This is a genomic window from Synechococcus sp. A10-1-5-9 (genome assembly GCF_047716785.1).
Lineage (GTDB): Bacteria > Cyanobacteriota > Cyanobacteriia > PCC-6307 > Cyanobiaceae > Synechococcus_C.
In genome coordinates, this window is sequence record NZ_CP180406.1 from 1,905,029 (window position 1) to 1,923,465 (window position 18,437).

General features: G+C 52.2%; 16 protein-coding genes. 12 read left to right on the forward strand and 4 right to left on the reverse strand.

The window, feature by feature from the left end:
- Window positions 1-426 precede the first annotated feature (426 nt).
- Together ACLM45_RS10275 and ACLM45_RS10280 are read left to right on the forward strand one after the other, a co-directional pair.
- Window positions 427-1,485, forward strand: a complete 1,059-nt coding sequence (locus tag ACLM45_RS10275; protein ID WP_415409161.1) for a GSCFA domain-containing protein — start codon at window positions 427-429, stop codon at window positions 1,483-1,485.
- Window positions 1,482-2,306, forward strand: coding sequence for a hypothetical protein (locus tag ACLM45_RS10280; RefSeq protein WP_415409162.1), 825 nt, complete (start codon window positions 1,482-1,484; stop codon window positions 2,304-2,306). Before ACLM45_RS10275 ends, ACLM45_RS10280 begins: the two co-directional genes overlap by 4 nt.
- A gap of 887 nt (window positions 2,307-3,193) precedes the next feature.
- Here ACLM45_RS10280 and ACLM45_RS10285 read toward each other — a convergent pair.
- The 3 genes from ACLM45_RS10285 to ACLM45_RS10295 all read right to left on the reverse strand — a co-directional run bounded on the left by ACLM45_RS10285 (window position 3,194) and on the right by ACLM45_RS10295 (window position 7,665).
- The gene (locus ACLM45_RS10285; protein ID WP_415409163.1) at window positions 3,194-5,989 is read right to left on the reverse strand and encodes a tetratricopeptide repeat protein; all 2,796 of its coding nucleotides are present in this window, start codon (window positions 5,987-5,989) and stop codon (window positions 3,194-3,196) included.
- A 462-nt stretch (window positions 5,990-6,451) separates the two neighbouring features.
- Window positions 6,452-6,970 (reverse strand): hypothetical protein, encoded by a 519-nt coding sequence (locus ACLM45_RS10290; RefSeq protein ID WP_415409165.1) that lies wholly within the window; start codon window positions 6,968-6,970, stop codon window positions 6,452-6,454.
- A gap of 260 nt (window positions 6,971-7,230) precedes the next feature.
- Window positions 7,231-7,665 carry a hypothetical protein gene (locus tag ACLM45_RS10295; RefSeq protein ID WP_415409166.1) on the reverse strand — a complete coding sequence of 145 codons (435 nt, stop codon included), beginning with the start codon at window positions 7,663-7,665 and terminating at the stop codon, window positions 7,231-7,233.
- Window positions 7,666-7,910: 245 nt separating this feature from the next.
- Between ACLM45_RS10295 and ACLM45_RS10300 the strand changes: the two genes are divergently transcribed.
- The 3 genes from ACLM45_RS10300 to ACLM45_RS10310 are packed head-to-tail and all read left to right on the forward strand — an operon-like array spanning window position 7,911 to window position 10,605.
- A complete protein-coding gene (locus ACLM45_RS10300; protein ID WP_415409168.1) occupies window positions 7,911-8,555 on the forward strand; it encodes a hypothetical protein in 645 nt (214 codons plus the stop codon).
- Between the two features lie 56 nt (window positions 8,556-8,611).
- Window positions 8,612-8,926 (forward strand): hypothetical protein, encoded by a 315-nt coding sequence (locus tag ACLM45_RS10305; RefSeq protein WP_006042883.1) that lies wholly within the window; start codon window positions 8,612-8,614, stop codon window positions 8,924-8,926.
- A gap of 17 nt (window positions 8,927-8,943) precedes the next feature.
- Window positions 8,944-10,605 carry an ABC1 kinase family protein gene (locus ACLM45_RS10310; RefSeq protein WP_006042884.1) on the forward strand — a complete coding sequence of 554 codons (1,662 nt, stop codon included), beginning with the start codon at window positions 8,944-8,946 and terminating at the stop codon, window positions 10,603-10,605.
- A 20-nt stretch (window positions 10,606-10,625) separates the two neighbouring features.
- Here ACLM45_RS10310 and eno read toward each other — a convergent pair whose 3' ends face one another.
- On the reverse strand, window positions 10,626-11,918 hold the full coding sequence (gene eno / locus ACLM45_RS10315; RefSeq protein ID WP_006042885.1) for a phosphopyruvate hydratase: 1,293 nt from the start codon (window positions 11,916-11,918) through the stop codon (window positions 10,626-10,628).
- 148 nt (window positions 11,919-12,066) lie between these two features.
- On the opposite strand from eno, the gene gloA reads away from it, so the two are divergent.
- From gloA to rplJ, 7 genes are all read left to right on the forward strand, one after another.
- Window positions 12,067-12,468, forward strand: a complete 402-nt coding sequence (gene gloA / locus ACLM45_RS10320) for a lactoylglutathione lyase (protein ID WP_006042886.1) — start codon at window positions 12,067-12,069, stop codon at window positions 12,466-12,468.
- Window positions 12,469-12,479: 11 nt separating this feature from the next.
- Window positions 12,480-15,224, forward strand: a complete 2,745-nt coding sequence (locus ACLM45_RS10325) for an ATP-dependent Clp protease ATP-binding subunit (protein ID WP_415409169.1) — start codon at window positions 12,480-12,482, stop codon at window positions 15,222-15,224.
- A 94-nt stretch (window positions 15,225-15,318) separates the two neighbouring features.
- Window positions 15,319-15,567, forward strand: a complete 249-nt coding sequence (gene secE / locus ACLM45_RS10330; protein WP_038005335.1) for a preprotein translocase subunit SecE — start codon at window positions 15,319-15,321, stop codon at window positions 15,565-15,567.
- A 63-nt stretch (window positions 15,568-15,630) separates the two neighbouring features.
- Entirely contained in the window at window positions 15,631-16,299 is a 669-nt protein-coding gene (nusG, locus tag ACLM45_RS10335) for a transcription termination/antitermination protein NusG (protein ID WP_006042889.1), read from the forward strand.
- Between the two features lie 110 nt (window positions 16,300-16,409).
- On the forward strand, window positions 16,410-16,835 hold the full coding sequence (gene rplK, locus ACLM45_RS10340; protein ID WP_006042890.1) for a 50S ribosomal protein L11: 426 nt from the start codon (window positions 16,410-16,412) through the stop codon (window positions 16,833-16,835).
- Window positions 16,836-16,915: 80 nt separating this feature from the next.
- Entirely contained in the window at window positions 16,916-17,623 is a 708-nt protein-coding gene (rplA, locus tag ACLM45_RS10345) for a 50S ribosomal protein L1 (RefSeq protein WP_415409170.1), read from the forward strand.
- Between the two features lie 241 nt (window positions 17,624-17,864).
- Window positions 17,865-18,392 (forward strand): 50S ribosomal protein L10, encoded by a 528-nt coding sequence (rplJ, locus tag ACLM45_RS10350; RefSeq protein ID WP_006042892.1) that lies wholly within the window; start codon window positions 17,865-17,867, stop codon window positions 18,390-18,392.
- Window positions 18,393-18,437 lie beyond the last annotated feature (45 nt).

The following is an 18,437-nucleotide window of genomic DNA, read 5'->3' on the forward strand; positions in this document are numbered from 1 at the left end:
TGGCCTCTTCTAGTTTTGGATGATCAGAATTTAGATCTGGGAATCTATTTAGAATAGAGATGTTACTACCAAAGGCATTTCTAGATTAGATCAAAGCAAGATCAATCTGTTCTTTGGGATAAGGAGTCAGACAATTCTACAAAAGTATAATTGCTTGTGTTATATGCAGACAATCCCGGCCAAGAATATTGGTTGACTTGATCACATGCTTTGAATCATTTCAGGACAACTATAGTGAGGTGGATAGATTGATATCATCATTTTAGCGACAAAAACCAGGCATGGATTTTTAAGAAACGTCAGAAGAAGTATGCGAGGCGTAAGAGGTGTTTGGACAAAAAGTTCAGATTAGACCTTACAACCAGATGCCAAAGGGAGTTGAGGTATAATTAATGAATTTAAGCCGTACTCCTCCTCCTCGACCCTATGGGAAAGAATCCATACTCAGATCTTCCCAAGAATGCATTCTGGAAGACTGGAGTTGCTCAAGAGAATCCATATTCGATACAAGGTATCTACAAGAAAAAATTCCAAATCCCGCCCAAAGCAGAAATTGCCACGGCTGGGTCTTGTTTTGCCCAACATATTGCCCGTCATCTCAAAAAGAATGGATACAACGTCTTAGATGTAGAACCATCACCGCCAGGATTGCCAGAGAACTTGCATCAGAAGTTTGGATTCTCAATGTATTCTGCGAGATATGGAAATATCTATACCGTCCGTCAGTTACTGCAACTTGCCCAGGAAGTGGCAGGTGATTTCAAACCTCAGAACTTTATTTGGAAAAAAAATGAGCGCTTTTTTGATGCACTTAGGCCTGCTGTTGAACCTTCGGGTCATAGTTCTCCTGAAGAGGTTATTGAGCATCGTCAATATCATATCTCTCGAGTAAAAGAACTTTTTGAAAGGCTTGATGTCTTTATTTTTACGCTTGGACTTACTGAGATGTGGGTGCACAAGGAGTCTGGCACTGTTTACCCAACTGCACCCGGTACATTGGTGGGAGAGTTTGATGAAACCCTTTATGAATTTAAGAATGCCCAGTATTTATCAATACTTAAGGAGTTCAATATGTTCCAGGCTGTTTTAAAGAGGATTAGGGGCGGTAAGCCATTTAAATGTCTTTTGACGGTATCTCCAGTGCCTTTAACTGCCACTGCTAGTGGAAATCATATTCTGACATCAACAATATATTCCAAATCGACACTTAGAAGCGTTGCCGGTCAATTATCATCAATGCAGAAGCATATTGATTATTTCCCTTCTTATGAGATAGTTACAAACCCTAGAATGCATTCAATTGCATTTTCAGATAATCTAAGATCTATTCGGGAAGAAACTGTTGAGATCGTGATGAGACATTTCTTTGCCGAGCACCCGGCTATTCGTGACAGTGAGCTTGAATCTGCTCTGGCAATTCAAAAACAGAAAACGTTTGAAGAGATTCAATGTGAGGAAGCTCTTGTGGAGGCATTTCAGAAATGACAATCCTTGTCATTGGACCTTCGCATACGGCAGGTTTCAAGAGCATGCTGTGTGCCAATATGGCATCCTTTAATGAAACTGTACACGTCGCGGGAATTCATGGTGCATCGTTTAGCACTGGCGAATTATTTAAGGAGATTGATAATGGAGTCATCAAGCTCCAGCAAGGTATCGATAGGTCGGGGAGAAAATTTAATTGGTTTATCTCTGAGGAATTAAACTTAAATGCAATTGACCTCAAAATATATTCCAAGATACTTCTTTTGAATCCTCTCTTTTTGACTTCAGGTATTTTTGGAAAGGTGTTATTTAGGGGGAGATCGGGGGGGTTCGCAGGCTGTAGCGATGGAAGTCCTCATTTCTTCAAGGTAAAAAATAAAACATTATGCTATGACTTTGTCAAAGCAGATAAAAGGCTTCACTCCCTGTTAAAAAAGAAGAATCAATTCATCACGAAAAGTATTTACTTCGAGATTTACAAAAATGTTAAATCGCAAGATGTAAAATTATTTGAAATTATCAAGCGAGGATGTGATTCTAGCGAAGTGATTTTGCTCCCCCCTGTGATCCCCCCTCGGCGTGACCATCGTGCCTTAAATGGTTTGCTGGGCGTTTATCACTTGCAAGAGCAAATTTTCCTGCTTGATGTTTTAGGTAAAGAATATGGGTTGAACGGTTTTCCTCAGCCACCTTCGACCTATTTTGAAGATGAATTAGGTCTTTTTACTAACGAAAAATTTCATATGCCTGCTCCTGACCCTCATCATCCTTCAGAGGAGTATTGGTATCTCCTCTCAAAGATGATCGGCATTGCAGTGTGATCACGATATCTAGGCATTGAAATAGTAAGTTTGTTTGGGGCGGTTCTAGGGTTTGCTTTGACATATTTTATAAATGAATGTGAGTCTTTTAACTAGTTGGCTCAGTTTCACCAATGCATTATCTTCGACCAGTCTTAAATGCATCAGTCGCTCTTATTGCGTCGTAGTGGAAGTGGCGCTTTTGTATGTATTGGATGCTCGTACTAAAGTCGTTGCTCAGGGTCTTGATCGGAACCGCCTCTGGTACCTGGACAATCTGACATATCAGATGGTCTCTCGAAGGGGCCAGCAACTCTTCAAGCCCACTACAGGGGGTAGGAGAACATGGGTGTGGTTATCAAACCATGGATCTGGGACGACCATGTGTTTTATCACTTCAAGGAGTACTCCTACTACAGACACCATCAATTCTTGCCCTAGTTTTGAATGACCATGACTGCGATCTATTGTTCCAGAGAAAATCAATAGCGATGTCTCCATCTAACTCATCTCTATAAATATAATGGATAACCCAGACCCTAGAAATATCAATCTGTTTATTGGAACAGAAATCAGCCACTTTTCAAAAGTCAGATCCCTTTTCCTGTCAGTTCAGGTGATCTACAAAAAGATAAATGGTTAAAATGATCAATTACTATAAACAATTCTCGGCCAATCGCAGTGAGGCAGTCAGGTAACTATTGCAATTCGCTTGATTAAAGTTGAGGTCGATATGCTGAGCGAATTCAAGAAAAGAGAGGATATACAAGAAGAGATTTAAGTAGAAAGTTGAGGGGAGCATTGACTTAGGTCATTACGTAATAATTTTTACGGTTGGCATTAAACTGCAGAGCTGATTACTTTTATGAAGTAGCGGAGATAAGACCTGCGTAGTTGAGGATTACTATTTACCAGTTATAGGAAGGCAATTTCATTGACATAAACTTCATAACCTCAGATTCATCAAAGGATTTTTTGGTATTATCAATAAATCCAGTCTGAGAATCCTTGCCAAACTCTTCCAATAATTTACTTTTTGTGCTAAGATATGACTCTAGATTGGTCATTATGCCTTTGCAGCTTAGCAATTGATTGGGCCATTTACTATTGCTATCATAATCAAGAAAGAGCACATTTGAATTTGATTTAGCAAGCACTTCAGAGCACCTAAATGTGTTGAGATAAGTTTTCGACATTTGCTCAGCGGACCAATTAAACTTGGAAGAATATGATTTTGCCCAATCCAAACGAGATCTCTTTATAAATATAAATTGTGCATGTGGATATACTTTCAAATATGATTTAATGTAACCACAAGTGCCAGCTCTAAATTTAAAGGCAATTCTAGGTGATCCAATCGCAGCAGACGAATAAAATGATTCTATGATACGTTTAATCGCGGTTTCATTCCCCTTCGCTTGAGTTAATGCATCGCATTCTGAGATAGAAGTGATATCAAAATGCCTTAACAAATTTGACATTAATGTACTTCCGCATCTTCCTTGGCTAAAAACAAGTATTAAATGTTTAGGGTTGAAATTTATGGGTTTGATTTTTTCAAGTTCCTTGGTGACGAGGAATTTACCATCTGCCCGTTGGTTCATGTATAGAAAACCTGAATCCACTGCCGACGAATTTGTGGCAATGTAATGTAATTTTTTGTCTTCAAAGCTATAAGGCAAATGTATTTGATTAATTATTTTAAGCAAAGATAAATTATTAATTGCAGATATATTGAGGTTTTTTATTGAAGCGTTTGATGCTACTCTTGGGGGGATGGTCGCATTGAGAATGTTATAAATAAGAGATTCGCTGTCATTAAGTTTTTCGCCTGTTTTGATGCGTCCAATATTTGGGCAACTTGAGAGTATTTCTAGGAAATCTGGAATCCTCAGGAGGTCAAAATTTGAATTACTATGTTTGCTGTATAATAGCTTCAGTACTTCACTAATGGGTGGTATATTGTCTGAACTTAAAGGGACGTGCTTGGCATATTGAACACATATATTGTAAATAAAATCTTCAATTTTAAAGTCTTCTTGCTTTTTTGCTATTACGAGTTTTCCGTCAAACAGCTTTTTTATTTTTGCGGTAAAGACCTTCTGATTGGGGCAATACCTGTGAATTATATGATCACCTTTAATGTCGCCAATATCAGAAATAGTATTTAATGAAAAATAGCGATCAGTTAACGATTTGGGTATGCTGCTAATTGTAAAATGATTGCTGTTGTGAGTTGCATTGCTTGTAAATGCTTCGTCATTCGAGAAGTATTTATTTGCTTCAATGCTTGTGAACTGGTGCGTCTCGTAAAATCTTTGAAATTCATCCATTCGTTTGTTGAATAAGTATTCAATTAATTGCTTGCTCGCTCGTGAAAAAGGAAAAAGACATCCAACCTCTGCATTTTCGCTGGGATGTGAATAAGAGTATTTTCGTAACCAATTCCATGATTGAAAGCTTCTTTTGCCGTATTTAGCACATAAAAAATCTATTTCTTCGTTTTCTATTTCCAGCAAAAGACGAGGCAGAGCATCTCCAGTGAAGCGCACATCATCTTCTATTAAGTAATATTTATCAAAGTTGAGACCTGAGTGAATAGCGGCGTAATAGCAAAAGTCGCCAAATAGCCATCCTTTGCGTCCAATAATGCTCCAGTCTATTCCCACTGATTGCCGGAACCTTCGAACAGATATTAAATTAATTGTCTTATCTTGCTCGTCTGAATCATGCACAAACCATACATTTACACTTGAGACATATTTTGAAATTTCATCGCGCAATTGTTGCGCTAGTGGATCCTTGTAGTGTGTGCAGCGAATGAGAAAACAAAAAGTATCTCGGCCGTTCTTGCCTGAATGCTTTTCCTTGGGATCCTTTGAAATATCGCTCTCTTTGGGATAAGTGTTTCTGGGCATGGCGCAAAGCAGATTTATATTTTTAATGTCGTTCTGCAAATTGCTTTTAATTGTTGCTAATTTTGGGTGATTGTTTGTTTTGATGCCAAGATCGATGTTGCGGCTTGCTTCTTCAAAGCGCTTTAGCGCTATTAAATCTGTTGCTATGCGTGCATATCCTTGCCATTTGGTTGGATGATGATGGATTAGTAATTCTGCATACTTAAGAGACTTCTCGCGGTCGCCAGATGCCCGATAAACATCAGCTGCAATGTTTAGGAGATTGAGTTGATCAGGGAGTTTCTCTAGCCCTGCCTGAATCTTCTCTTGTGCTTCATTAAACCTTTTCAGTGCAACTAGATCCTGTGCTGAACGACCATATCCATTCCAGTGGTCAGGATAATGAGTAGTCAGCAGTTCTGCATACTCAAGAGACTTCTCGCGATCGCCAGATGCCCGATAAACAGCAGCTGCAATGTTAAGGAGATTGAGTTGATTAGGGAGTTTCTCTAGGCCTGTCTGGATTGTTGTCTGCGCCTCAGGAAACCGACTGAGTTCAACTAGGTCCTGTGCAGCACGTCCATAACCATTCCAATTTTTTGGATGATGAATAATCAGAAGTTTTGCATACTTCAGAGACGTTTCGTGATCATCTAATGCCCGGTAAACATCAGTTGCAATGTTGAGGAGATTAGGTTGGTGGGAGAACTTCTCTAGTCCTATTGCAATTTCTTCTTTTGCCGCATTGATATCTTTGGACTTAAGGAGTTCTTTCGTTTTATTTGCAAACGTCTTCCAGTCACCCATGATCTCGGAGGGGGGATACGGGTGATTATTGCATGGTCTGCTCTTGGCTCTAAGTTGAGTGCCGTAAAGAAGTCGCGGCCTTCGGTTGGACTATGAACAATGACCCAAGGTCGATTAAAATTTACTAGTGATTCAGTCCAGCGGGATAAGTCTCATCCAAGGTTGTTCATTCAGTGTAGTCATGTCTCGGTTTATTTGCTGCTTAAGAAGAGGAATCGAGGTCAACGTTTGAACAGCCTTTCTTTGTTCTTATAGGCTTGAAAGTCTCCGTAACTTTGCTGTATTTGGACCTATCTTTTCTGCATCTGAGAAAAGTATAAAGGTTTAGCCTTGGATTACTGCTTCTCCCATTGCTCTAAGGGGTCATGAGCTGATGGTGCATATGATTACTTGTAACGACTACAAACTTGCTGGAGTGGATCTAGAAAAGAAGCTTTTTTGGTGATTTTCCCTTTTGAACGTTTACGTTCGAATCTCGCGGCCAGTTGTATGTGTCAGCCGCTCTTGCGCGTGCTGGATGCTTGTACTGAAATTGTTGCTCACGATCTCGACCGGAATCTCTCTTGCCAGTTCAAAGGAAGCCCAGGTGTGCCTGAAGGAATGCCAGGTCAGGTTCTTGTCTGATGTGATGTCTGTTTTCCTCAGGTCGTACGAATCTCCTCCCGCCCATGTGGCTAGTCCTGATTCAACCAGCATTTCCTGAAGATCATCTCTCCAGATTCGATCACTGAGTGCCTTGCTATTGCTTTGATTCCTGAAGAGAAGGTCTTGTTTGCTCTTGGGGTGAGTCAGTTTTCTTCGTTTTTCCAGGTGTCGTGCGATTGGTGTAGATAACTGATACCAACGTCCTGTCTTGGTGTTTTCTGCCGTTCCCTCCACAAGACACCAGATCTGCTTGTTTTCCTTGCTGAGGGTTTTGTTTCCGCTGATGTGTCCCTGCCTAACTATTCGTAGAGAACCAATACGGATCCCGCTCTCCATGGAGATCCTCATTGCCAGGTACAACATCTGCCGATGCACCTGCTGCTGCTTCGCGCGAGGTGACCGTTTGGTGCCTTTCCCCTTGTTCACGCCATAAAGAGAGTTCCTGGTGAGCGTTCGATCGCTCTCCTTGCCCTTGTCTGGACCACGACTGATCCTTGGGACTTTTCGCGTATGGAATCTCATGTGACTGGTCTCGGGTGATGAACCCCTCTGTCAGTGCCACCTCCTTCCACATCCGGTTGATAGTCGAGTATTCGTTATTCAGGGTTGTGGGACGAGGGAGTTTTCTGCCTTGCTTGTCCACAGCACTGGTTACGGATCAGTCGGAATCGTGCAGGGGTGATGCCCTCGTGAGGTCTGTTGCTGATTCGTCTCTCTTCTCTCTCCAGGAACCGTCGCACCATCTCCCCCAGGGTTAGGACTTTGATCGCTTCCCCTCGGTCGGTTCTTGTTCTGAGGTCGATGTATCGCTCCTGTGCCAGACCCAGTGCTTCGTTCTCTCCTGCTGCTGATGGATCGGGGTATCCACCGTCAGATCGCTTCAGAACGAACCGATGGTTTTTGTTGGTCTCCCGATTCAGGAAGTAAAGGTGCCACTTCCCACCCTTCTGAGGGTCTCTGTAGATGTACGCGTTGTTCCGCTGACCACCCTGTAGGTCCACGCGGTCCATCACCCGTGAGAACCTCGCCATTACTGGGGTTTTGGTGCAAAGAAAGTCACAACGGGACCGTCACCACTGGGATCTCAGTCCCAAGTGTAAAAGTCGTGCAAAGGGGTCTGCTCCTCAAATCCCAGTTGTGGACTGGTTTTCTGCTTCATGTGCGCATCAACGCCGATTACACCACTTGAGTGCACTGCATGGATGCGCCCCTTGCCATCAGGGGCGAGGATGGGACCCACCGTCTGGTGCGGTGTTGATCCTTATAAGTTCCGGTGATGGCTTCCTCCACCTCTGAACAGCAACCCCCCAAGCGACCGAGATTCTGGGTTGGTCCTTTGGTAGCCGGGGCTTGTTTTGCTTTGGGATATGGCATTACCCAACGCGTTGTTCTGATGCGAGCCGCCCTGCAGCAGCCCCAGCAGGAAGTATTTAGCCAGCAGGCCTTTCCTGGTGAGGCGCTCGAGGCTTTGAGGCGTCGCCACGGTGAGGACCAGGCGCTGATGGGAGATGTCGCGGCGCTTGAAGCCGTTGAAGCTGAAGAGCGCAAGCTCAAGCAGGCCATGGAGGAGGCTGAGGCGATCGCTGCCGAGGCTGAGCGTCGGGACGCCGAGCAGCAGACTGCTCTGATCGAGCCCGTTTTGGCTGAGCCCGCTTGGACGGCGACTCCTGTTGCAGCCCCTGCCCTGGAACGTCCAGCGCTCGATCAGGAGCTCCAGCAGCCAGCTGAAACGACCTTGGCTCCAGATCTTCAACCGTTCTTCGACAGGGAAGAGGAGTCGCCTTTGGACGTTCCTGACTTCAACCCTGATCTCAACATCGATGCCGCTGAGGAGCCCATCGCTGAACCTGATTTCATGGAACCGTTGACCAGTGATGTCCAGGCGTTCCCTCCGCCACCAGTGGCCCCACTCAGTCCTTAGATCGACCTCCCCGATAGCGTTTCGATCTGCCACAGTTTGCACACCGGCTAATCGTGATGACTCCTCCTGATGCCTTGCTGCGAGCAACCATCAACCGACTGGTTGCACGGGTCGGAGAAGGAGTGGCGGATGCCGCCGCTGGCGTCGCTGTTGCGGTTCAGGATGCTCCTGAACGAATCCGCCAGGAATGGGACTTATTTCAGGAAGAGGTGAAGGCTGAGGCCGAGCGTTTGCAGAACGAGAATGCTCCGCCGTCATCCCAGGCCCCCTCGCCTGAAGAGGATGCTCCCGACGACTCTTTGCAAGACCGGATTGATCGCTTAAGGGCCAAGGTGGCGGATCTCGACAACCGCTTGGAGGAGCACACTTGAGTCGTCTGGTGTCGTTAATGGCTCCATGGCGTCGCGCCATCCGCGCTTTGCGCATCTGGCGTGCTGTGGTGAAGCTGCTTGCGCTTCTTTGGTGGGATGGTCAGAGCTGGACCTATGCCGGTGGGATCACCCCGGAGCGCAGGGAACAGCGTCAGCAGCGACGGGCTCGTTGGCTGACAAGGGAACTGCTGGATCTGGGCTCTGCGTTCATCAAGCTCGGACAGTTGCTGTCGGCCCGCCCGGATGTGCTTCCAGCGGGTTGGGTGGCCGAGCTGGCTGATCTTCAGGACAAGGTTCCGGCTTTCCCTTTTGACCAGGCACAGTCCTTGTTGGAAGAAGAGCTGGGTGCCCGTTGCGCCGAGATCATCGACCTTGATGAGGAGCCGCTTGGGGCTGCCTCCCTGGCCCAGGTGCACCGCGCCAGCTTGCGCAGCGGCAGGCAGGTGGTGCTCAAGATTCAGCGACCGGGCTTGGAATCGGTGTTTCGTCTCGATCTGGAGGTGATGCAGCAGGTTGCGGCGGTGCTTCAGCGCCATCCCCAGTGGGGGCGAGGTCGAGATTGGGTGGCGATTGCCCAGGAGTGCCGTCGTGTTCTTCTGAGAGAGCTGGATTTCCGCCTGGAGGCGCAGCACGCTGCACGTTTCCGCCAGCAGTTTCTCGATGAGCCCCGCATCCGAGTTCCAGGGGTCATCTGGGAGTTGAGCACACGCCGAGTGCTCTGTCTGGATTACTTACCTGGAATCAAGGTCAATGATCGTCCCGCCCTGATTCAGGCCGGAATCGATCCTGGAGAGGTCGCGGAGATCGGAGCGGCCAGTTACCTCCAGCAACTGGTGCGCTATGGCTTTTTCCACGCCGATCCCCACCCCGGCAATCTCGCCGTAGCCGCCGATGGGGCACTGATCTATTACGACTTCGGGATGATGGGCCAACTGTCTGAGCGTCTGCGCCAGAGGCTGGGAGCGATGGTTCGGGCTGCGGCGTCGAGGGACGCTGCAGCTCTCGTGGAGGAGATGCAGGCGGCGGGAGTGATCGCCGGAGATGTTGATGTGGGACCGGTCCGTCGCCTGGTGCGTCTGATGCTGCGTGATGCACTCACCCCTCCGTTCAGCTCCAACGTGATCGACAAGCTGTCCGGTGATCTCTACGAATTGGTGTATGGCCAACCTTTCCGGTTGCCAGTGGAAATGATCTTCGTGATGCGCGCACTCTCCACGTTTGAAGGCGTGGGCCGCAGCCTCGATCCCGGCTTTAGTTTGGTTGGGATTGCCAAGCCCTATCTACTGCCCCTGATGACATCCAGTGGATCCGGTTCCAATGATCTGTTCAATGAGCTCGGCCGTCAGGTGGGGGCGTTGAGTTCCCGCGCTGTGGGGATTCCTCGGCGCCTGGATGAAAGCCTTGAGCGTCTGGAGCAGGGCGATCTGCAACTGCAGATCCGCATGGGGGAGTCCGACAGGCAGTTCCGTCGCATGGTGACGGCTCAACACTCCATTGGTCAGTCAGTTCTGCTTGGAGGGTTGGCCGTGGCCGCTGCATTGATGGGAGCAAGTTCTCGGCCCTTGTGGGCATTGCTGCCTCTGGGTGCAGCCGTTCCCGTTGGCATGGGTTGGCTGAAACTTCAGGTGAAGTTACGCAAGGACGCTCGGCTCGAGAGCCTGTCCTCAGCCCAGCGCTGAAGACAGGCTTCATCAGCGACTCAGGCCTTTCCGCGTGGCCCCTGACCAACGGCACCGGCATACACGGCCTGACTGCCCAGTTCGTCTTCAATGCGCAGGAGCTGGTTGTATTTGGCCACTCGCTCACTGCGGCTGAGGGAGCCCGTCTTGATCTGACCGGCGCGGGTGGCAACAGACAGATCGGCGATGGTGGTGTCTTCCGTTTCGCCACTGCGATGACTGATCACACTCGTGTAACCCGAGCGGCCGGCGAGATCGATCGCTTGCAGGGTTTCGGTGAGTGATCCGATTTGGTTCACTTTGATCAGGATCGAATTGGCGGTGCTGCTGTCGATGCCCTGTTGCAGTCGTTTGGTATTGGTCACGAACAGATCGTCCCCCACCAACTGCACCTTGGCGCCGAGGCGCTCGGTGAGCAGTTTCCAGCCCTCCCAGTCGTCTTCAGCAAGGCCATCTTCGATCGACACGATCGGGAACTTTTCAACAAGCTGCTCCAGCTGACCCACCATCTCCTCGCTGTTGAAGCTTCCGCCATCAAAGGCGTAGCGCCCATCGGCGAAGAACTCGGTGCTGGCCACATCCAGAGCCAGGGAGATTTGTTCTCCAGGTTTGTAACCGGCTTTCTCGATGGCCTCGACCAGGATTTCGCCGGCTTCCACGTTGCCCAGGTCTGGAGCAAAACCGCCTTCATCTCCCACCGAGGTGCTCATTCCCTTGTCATTGAGCAGTCCCTTGAGGGTATGGAACACCTCGGTTCCCATACGCAGGGCTTCGCGGAAACTGGGGGCACCATGGGGAACCAGCATGAATTCCTGGAAGTCCAGGCTGTTGGCTGCGTGAGCGCCCCCGTTGATCACGTTCATCAAGGGAACGGGCAGCAGGGTGGCCATCGGACCGCCCAGATAGCGGTAGAGGGGCAGTCCCAGACCGTTGGCTGCAGCGCGGGCATTGGCCATACTCACCGCAAGGATGGCGTTGGCACCCAGGGACGACTTGTTGTCGCTGCCATCAAGTTCCAGCATGGCGGCGTCCACGGCGGCCTGGTCCAGTGCTGATAGGCCGCAGAGCGCCGGAGCGATGCGCTCTTCAATGTGGTTCACGGCCTGGATGACGCCCTTGCCCATGTAGCGATCGCCGCCATCGCGCAGTTCATGGGCTTCATGGGCCCCTGTACTGGCACCGCTGGGCACGATCGCCCTTCCGCTGGCACCGCCCTCCAGGAGAACTTCCGCCTCCACGGTTGGGTTTCCGCGGGAGTCGAGCACCTCACGGGCCACGATGGTATCGATGACGAGGTCGAGGGAATCGAACACGTGCGGTGAATCGAAGACTGGGGGGGATCCTATGGGGCGCCCTGCTCACTGCAACTGTGCCCTCCGGCACGAAAGGCAAGCGTCCCTGCACGCGCTTCCGCCAACCAAGGCAATGCACCATGCTGGTGAGGAGCCGCTGAACCTGTCGATGCGCATGCTGCATACCATGCTCCGGGTGGGCGATCTCGAGCGTTCTCTGGCCTTCTATACCGACGTTTTGGGCATGCGGTTGCTGAGGCGCAAGGACTATCCCGGCGGCCGCTTCACTCTTGCTTTCGTCGGTTATGGGGATGAGTCGGAGTCCACGGTCCTTGAGCTCACCCACAATTGGGATACAGCCGAGTATGACCTCGGCAGTGGCTATGGACATATCGCCTTGGGCGTGGACGACATCCAGGCAACCTGTGCGGGGATTGCGGGCCAGGGTGGTCGGGTCGTTCGCGAACCAGGCCCGATGAAGCACGGCAGCACCGTGATCGCCTTCGTGGAAGATCCCGATGGATACAAGATCGAGCTGATTGAGCTGTCGTCCCGTTCCACGTCTGCCTGAGCCACCGCTTGATGACTTCTGCATTCGAAGGCAACCCCCAGCCTCCAGCCAGCCTGACTGCCGAGCCTGAACGTTTCAGCGATCAGGCCTGGGATCTGTTGCTCAGCTCTCAGGATGTGGCGAGGCGTTGGCGCCACGGAGACCTTGATGTGGAGCATCTGCTCCAAGTGCTGTTCGTCGATCCTCGTTATCAGGCTGAGGTGGATGGCCTTTCTCTTCCCTGCGATCGTCTTCTTGATCAGCTCGAATCCTTTCTTGCCGAGCAACCCACCGCCCGGGGCCAGGATCTGTTTATCGGGGAAGATCTCGAACGGTTGTTGGAGTCAGCGGATCGTGTGCGGGGGCTTTGGGGCTCTCGCCTAATTGATCTGTCCCACTTGATGATTGCGATCGGTCGTGATCCGCGTATTGGTGAAGATCTTTTCTCCCGTTTCGGACTGACGCCGGATCGTCTGGAGGTTGAGCTGCGCAGGGCCCCGGACCCTGGCCCAGTGAAGATCCAATCCCCTTCAAAGGTGTCGTCATCTCAGGTTCCCTCCCCTCCTGTGCCGCCGCCTGCCCCTGCACCGTTGCCAGCTTCTGCCCAGACGACCGAAGTCATGCCTGAGCCGGTCTCTGCCGTTGAGGCAACAGCCCTTGAGCGGTTCGGCCGGGATCTCACAGCGGAAGCTGCCGAAGGCCAGCTGGATCCAGTGGTGGGTCGGGATGCCGAGATCCGCAGCTTGATCAAGGTGCTGTCTCGGCGCGGCAAGAACAACCCTGTGCTGATCGGTGCTCCGGGTGTGGGAAAAACGGCAATTGCCGAATTGTTGGCCCAGCGCATGGTGGCCGGTGAGGTGCCTGAATCGCTTCAGGGTCTGCGGCTTGTGGCCCTCGATTCTGGGGCGCTGATCGCCGGTGCCAAGTTCCGTGGTCAATTTGAGGAGCGCCTGCGTGAGGTGTTGCAGGAGGTCAGTGATCCGGAGGCGGGAGTGGTGCTGTTTATTGATGAACTGCACACGGTGGTCAACAGTGACCGCAACAGTGCTGATGCCGGCAGCCTTCTCAAGCCTGCGCTGGCGCGGGGTGATCTGCGCTGTATTGCCGCCACGACCCCTGAGGATTATCGACGCACCGTTGAGAAAGACCCTGCATTGAACAGGCGTTTTCAACAGGTGCCCATCGCGGAGCCTTCCATTGATCACAGCATCGAGATTCTCCGGGGGGTGAAGGAGCGCTATGAGCTGCACCACGGCGTCACGATCACGGATGACGCGGTGACAGCAGCTGCTCGGCTGGCCGACCGTTACATCAGCGATCGCTGTCTGCCCGACAAGGCGATCGATCTGATCGATGAGGCGGCTGCGCAGCTCAAGATGGATGTGACCTCCAAGCCTCAGGTGGTGGAGGACGCCGAGATGGAGCTGCGGCGGCTGGAGTTGTCGGTGCTTGCCGCAGAACAGGCCCCTGAGGCCGAACGCGTTCAACTGCAGCGTCAACGACTTGAGGCCACAACGCATTTGTCCCGCTTACGAGAGCGTTGGCAGGCCGAACGGGGGCAGCTGGAAGAGCTGCGCCAGCTGCTGCAAGAAGATGAGGATCTGCGCCATGCCATCGCCGAGGCCGAGCGCCAGGGAGATCTGGAAGAGGCTGCCCGTCTTCAATACGACCAGCTGCATCGACTCCAGCAGCGCCGCAATGACCTCGAGCAGTCCCTCAGTGATGCTCAGGCCACCGGCACCGCCCTGCTGCGGGAACAGGTGGAAGCCGCGGACATTGCCGATGTGGTGGCCCGCTGGACCGGGATCCCGGTCCAGCGACTGCTGGCTGGTGAGCGCCAGAAACTGCTGGAGCTGGATCAGCGTCTGCAGGAGCGGGTGATCGGGCAACCGGAGGCGGTGCAGGCTGTGGCTGCTGCGATCCGCAGGGCTCGTGCCGGGATGAAGGATCGGCGCCGGCCGGTGGGGTCCTTCCTTTTCCTGGGTCCGACCGGTGTAGGCAAGACCGAACTGGCGAAGGCCCTGTCGGGTCAACTCTTTGATGAGGAGGAGGCGATGGTGCGTCTCGACATGAGTGAATTCATGGAGCGCAACGCCGTGGCCCGCTTGCTTGGTGCCCCTCCTGGCTATGTGGGATACGAGGAGGGTGGTCAACTCACGGAGGCCGTGCGGCGTCGCCCTTATGCCTTACTGCTGCTTGATGAAGTGGAGAAGGCCCATCCGGATGTCTTCAATGTGCTCCTGCAGGTGCTGGATGACGGCCGGCTCAGTGATTCCCAGGGACGGACCGTTGATTTCCGCCACACGGTGGTGGTGATGACCAGCAATCTCGCCAGTCGGGCCATCCTCGAGGCTGCGCGCTCGGGTCGGGATTCAGAGGCTCAGGACGCATCCCCGTCATTGGATGCAGCGGTGGATGAAGCGCTCAGCAGCCACTTCCGGCCTGAATTTCTCAACCGCATCGATGAGGTGATTCGGTTTCGACCGCTTGATCAGCAGGATCTCAGCCGGATCGTGCGTCTGCAATTGGCGGATCTATCCAGTCTTCTTAGGGAGCAGGGACTGGACCTGCAGGTGGATGACGCTGTGATCGATGGTCTCGTGACCCTCGGCTACGAGCCTGAATACGGTGCCAGGCCTCTGCGCCGCGTGCTCCGTCGCCGGTTGGAAAATCCCCTTGCGACGGAACTGCTAGGGGACCGTTTTAATGGTGCGCAAGTTGTGCATGTGCTGGCGGGAACCTCTCTTGCTGATCCTTTCCGTTTCGAGCCGGGATGAGCTTTAAAGGCGTCCGGTAGGATCTTTGTTTACTGCCACGTGCCGTCTGAGCCTGCGTCAGCACTGGCCCAACGACACCGTGCCCAGCGACTCCGTGACAACGCCAACCTCCGAGGACACTGCAGCAGCCAAGTCACCGGTTCCATCCGGCTCTGATCAGCCGGAAAAGAAAGGTGGATTTTTTCCTGCGACCTACGAGGAGCTGAAGCTTGTTGTCTGGCCTAGCCGGCAGCAGTTGTTCAGTGAGTCGATCGCAGTGATTCTGATGGTGAGCCTGTCAGCGGCGGCCATCGCTGCGCTGAGTCGTTTTTACGGCTGGGCTGCCTCTCAGGTGTTCCGTTGATCGGCTGCTTCATGGCCCACGGCGACGATCCGTTTCGACGTTCTGTTCTTCTCATCCTGCCCCGTGTCTGATCTTGATCTCAGCCAGTCGGATACCAGTGAAGTACTGGATCTTCCGGCTCCGAATGATGGCGAGGAAGGAACTCTTGAGACTCCTGCCGTTCGTACCGGTATCGCCCGTTGGTACGCAGTTCAGGTGGCATCCAGTTGTGAGAAGAAGGTGAAAGCCACGCTGGAGCAGAGGGCCGTCACTCTCGGGGTGAGCAACAGGATTCTGGAAATTGAGATTCCCGAAACGCCTGCGGTGAAGGTCAAGAAGGACGGCAGCAGGCAGTCCACAGAGGAGAAGGTCTTCCCTGGCTATGTGCTGGTGCGCATGGTGCTCGACGAAGACACGATGATGGCTGTGCGCAGTACCCCGAATGTGATCAATTTCGTGGGTGCGGAAGATCGTCGTGCCACTGGCAAGGCCCGTGGTCACATCAAGCCTCGACCCCTCAGTCGTTCCGAGGTGGATCGCATCTTCAAGCGGGCTGCAGAGAAGAAAACCGTGGTCAAGGTTGATCTCACCGAGGGTGATCAGATCCTGGTGACAGCTGGTCCGTTCAAGGATTTCCAGGGCGAAGTGATTGAAGTATCCGGCGAGCGCAGCAAGCTCAAGGCCCTGCTGTCGATCTTCGGTCGGGAAACACCTGTGGAGCTTGAGTTTTCCCAGGTGAGCAAGCAGAACTGAGTCGTTGCGGCGGCCGTCTCCCTGCGGAGGGCGGCCCTAGGAGTGGTTTCCGCTCCGCCGCATCTGGCCCGAGGGTCAGGTGATCCGCAGATGTACAACTCCGTCCGCCGATGGCCAAGAAAGTCACAGCAGTCATCAAGCTGGCCCTTCAGGCCGGCAAAGCCAACCCCGCACCACCCGTAGGCCCTGCCCTCGGTCAGCACGGGGTCAACATCATGGCGTTTTGCAAGGAGTACAACGCCCGCACTCAGGACAAGGCCGGATTTGTGATCCCGGTGGAGATCTCGGTTTTCGAAGACCGCAGCTTCACCTTCATCACCAAGACGCCTCCCGCGTCGGTGCTGATCACCAAAGCCGCCGGGATCGACAAAGGATCCGGTGAGTCCGCCAAGGGGAATGTCGGCTCCATCAATCGCTCTCAGCTTGAGGAGATTGCCAAAACCAAACTGCCCGATCTCAACTGCACCAGCGTTGAGTCGGCCATGCGCATCATTGAAGGCACTGCCCGCAACATGGGCGTCGCCGTCACCGACTGACGCCCACGGCGCCAGTTCTCTCTGCTTCAACTGTCCTTTTTCGGGGGAGACCCAGCGGTCGCCTGCACCCCATATCTGCCATGCCTAAAACATCCAAACGCCTGGCCGGCCTCGTCAACAAGATCGAGGAACGGGCCTATGAACCGCTTGAAGCCATCAAGCTGGTCAAGGAGAACGCCACTGCCAAGTTCGACGAGACCGTTGAAGCGCACGCTCGTCTTGGGATTGACCCTAAGTACACCGACCAGCAGCTGCGCACCACGGTCGCATTGCCCCACGGCACTGGTCAGACCGTACGGATCGCGGTGATCACCAGGGGTGAAAAAGTTGCAGAAGCCAAGGCTGCCGGTGCAGAACTTGCCGGTGATGAGGACCTGGTGGAAACCATCAGCAAGGGCGAAATGAATTTCGACCTGCTGATCGCCACCCCCGACATGATGCCCAAAGTGGCCAAGTTGGGTCGAGTGCTCGGCCCTCGGGGTTTGATGCCGAATCCCAAGGCCGGAACGGTCACCACAGACCTTGCATCAGCGATTAACGAATTCAAGGCCGGCAAGCTGGAATTTCGTGCCGATCGCACAGGGATTGTGCATGTGCGCTTCGGTAAGGCCAGTTTTTCAGAGGCCAACCTGCTCGACAATCTCAAGACGCTTCAGGAGACCATCGACCGCAACAAGCCGAGTGGGGCCAAGGGGCGTTACTGGAAGAGCCTCTACGTGACGTCCACGATGGGCCCATCCGTCGAAGTGGATATTTCGGCACTCCAAGACATCAACAAAGATGCCTGATCAGGCGGTGATGTAATTTATTGGACTGGCATTTGCCAGTCCACGGGTACGTACCCGGCCTGAGACAGCAGGTTGCATCATCCGGTTCTTAAGAACAGGTCTGATTGCATAAGTCCTGCCGAGGCAAACGCGACGATTTTGCTCCCTTAGGGATTGGATCGACACGCGGCCTCGTCTTCCCATCCGGGAAGCACTGACCGGCCGCGTGCCCAGCTTGTTCCCCCGATCCGATCCAATTCCTATGGGCCGCACTCTGGAGAGCAAGCAACAGATCGTCGAAGAGCTCAAGCAGCTCCTCGGTGAGGCCGAAATGGCACTGGTCCTGGATTATCAGGGTCTCTCCATCAAGGAAATGTCTGATCTGCGGACCCGTCTGCAGGCAGCCAACGGTGTGTGCAAGGTGACCAAAAACACCTTGATGCGTCGTGCCATTGATGGTGACAGTGCTTGGTCAAACCTTGATTCCCTTCTCTCCGGCACCAACGCTTTTGTCCTTGTCAAAGGGGATGTGGGCGGTGCAGTGAAGGCCGTTCAGGCTTTCCAGAAGGACACCAAAAAATCTGAAACTAAGGGCGGCCTTTTCGAAGGCAAGCTCCTGTCTCAGGACGAGATCAAAGCCATTGGCGATCTTCCCTCCAAGGAAGCTCTCATGGCGCAGATCGCAGGTGCAATCAATGCCGTGGCCACCAAGGTGGCTGTCGGCATCAACGAGGTTCCCTCCGGTCTTGCTCGGGCGCTCAAGCAGCACGCCGAATCCGGCGAAGGCTGATCGTCTTCGACTCGACTGTTTCTCTGATCTGTTGCTGATTCCCAT

Bases quoted from the DNA above. Each gene is read 5' to 3' on its own strand.
- ACLM45_RS10275 (WP_415409161.1), top strand. From the start codon at position 427: ATGGGAAAGAATCCATACTCAGATCTTCCCAAGAATGCATTCTGGAAG.
- ACLM45_RS10280 (WP_415409162.1), top strand. From the start codon at position 1,482: ATGACAATCCTTGTCATTGGACCTTCGCATACGGCAGGTTTCAAGAGC.
- ACLM45_RS10285 (WP_415409163.1), bottom strand. From the start codon at position 5,989: ATGGGTGACTGGAAGACGTTTGCAAATAAAACGAAAGAACTCCTTAAG.
- ACLM45_RS10290 (WP_415409165.1), bottom strand. From the start codon at position 6,970: ATGGAGAGCGGGATCCGTATTGGTTCTCTACGAATAGTTAGGCAGGGA.
- ACLM45_RS10295 (WP_415409166.1), bottom strand. From the start codon at position 7,665: ATGGCGAGGTTCTCACGGGTGATGGACCGCGTGGACCTACAGGGTGGT.
- ACLM45_RS10300 (WP_415409168.1), top strand. From the start codon at position 7,911: ATGGCTTCCTCCACCTCTGAACAGCAACCCCCCAAGCGACCGAGATTC.
- ACLM45_RS10305 (WP_006042883.1), top strand. From the start codon at position 8,612: ATGACTCCTCCTGATGCCTTGCTGCGAGCAACCATCAACCGACTGGTT.
- ACLM45_RS10310 (WP_006042884.1), top strand. From the start codon at position 8,944: ATGGCTCCATGGCGTCGCGCCATCCGCGCTTTGCGCATCTGGCGTGCT.
- gloA (WP_006042886.1), top strand. From the start codon at position 12,067: ATGCGCATGCTGCATACCATGCTCCGGGTGGGCGATCTCGAGCGTTCT.
- ACLM45_RS10325 (WP_415409169.1), top strand. From the start codon at position 12,480: ATGACTTCTGCATTCGAAGGCAACCCCCAGCCTCCAGCCAGCCTGACT.
- rplK (WP_006042890.1), top strand. From the start codon at position 16,410: ATGGCCAAGAAAGTCACAGCAGTCATCAAGCTGGCCCTTCAGGCCGGC.
- rplA (WP_415409170.1), top strand. From the start codon at position 16,916: ATGCCTAAAACATCCAAACGCCTGGCCGGCCTCGTCAACAAGATCGAG.
- rplJ (WP_006042892.1), top strand. From the start codon at position 17,865: ATGGGCCGCACTCTGGAGAGCAAGCAACAGATCGTCGAAGAGCTCAAG.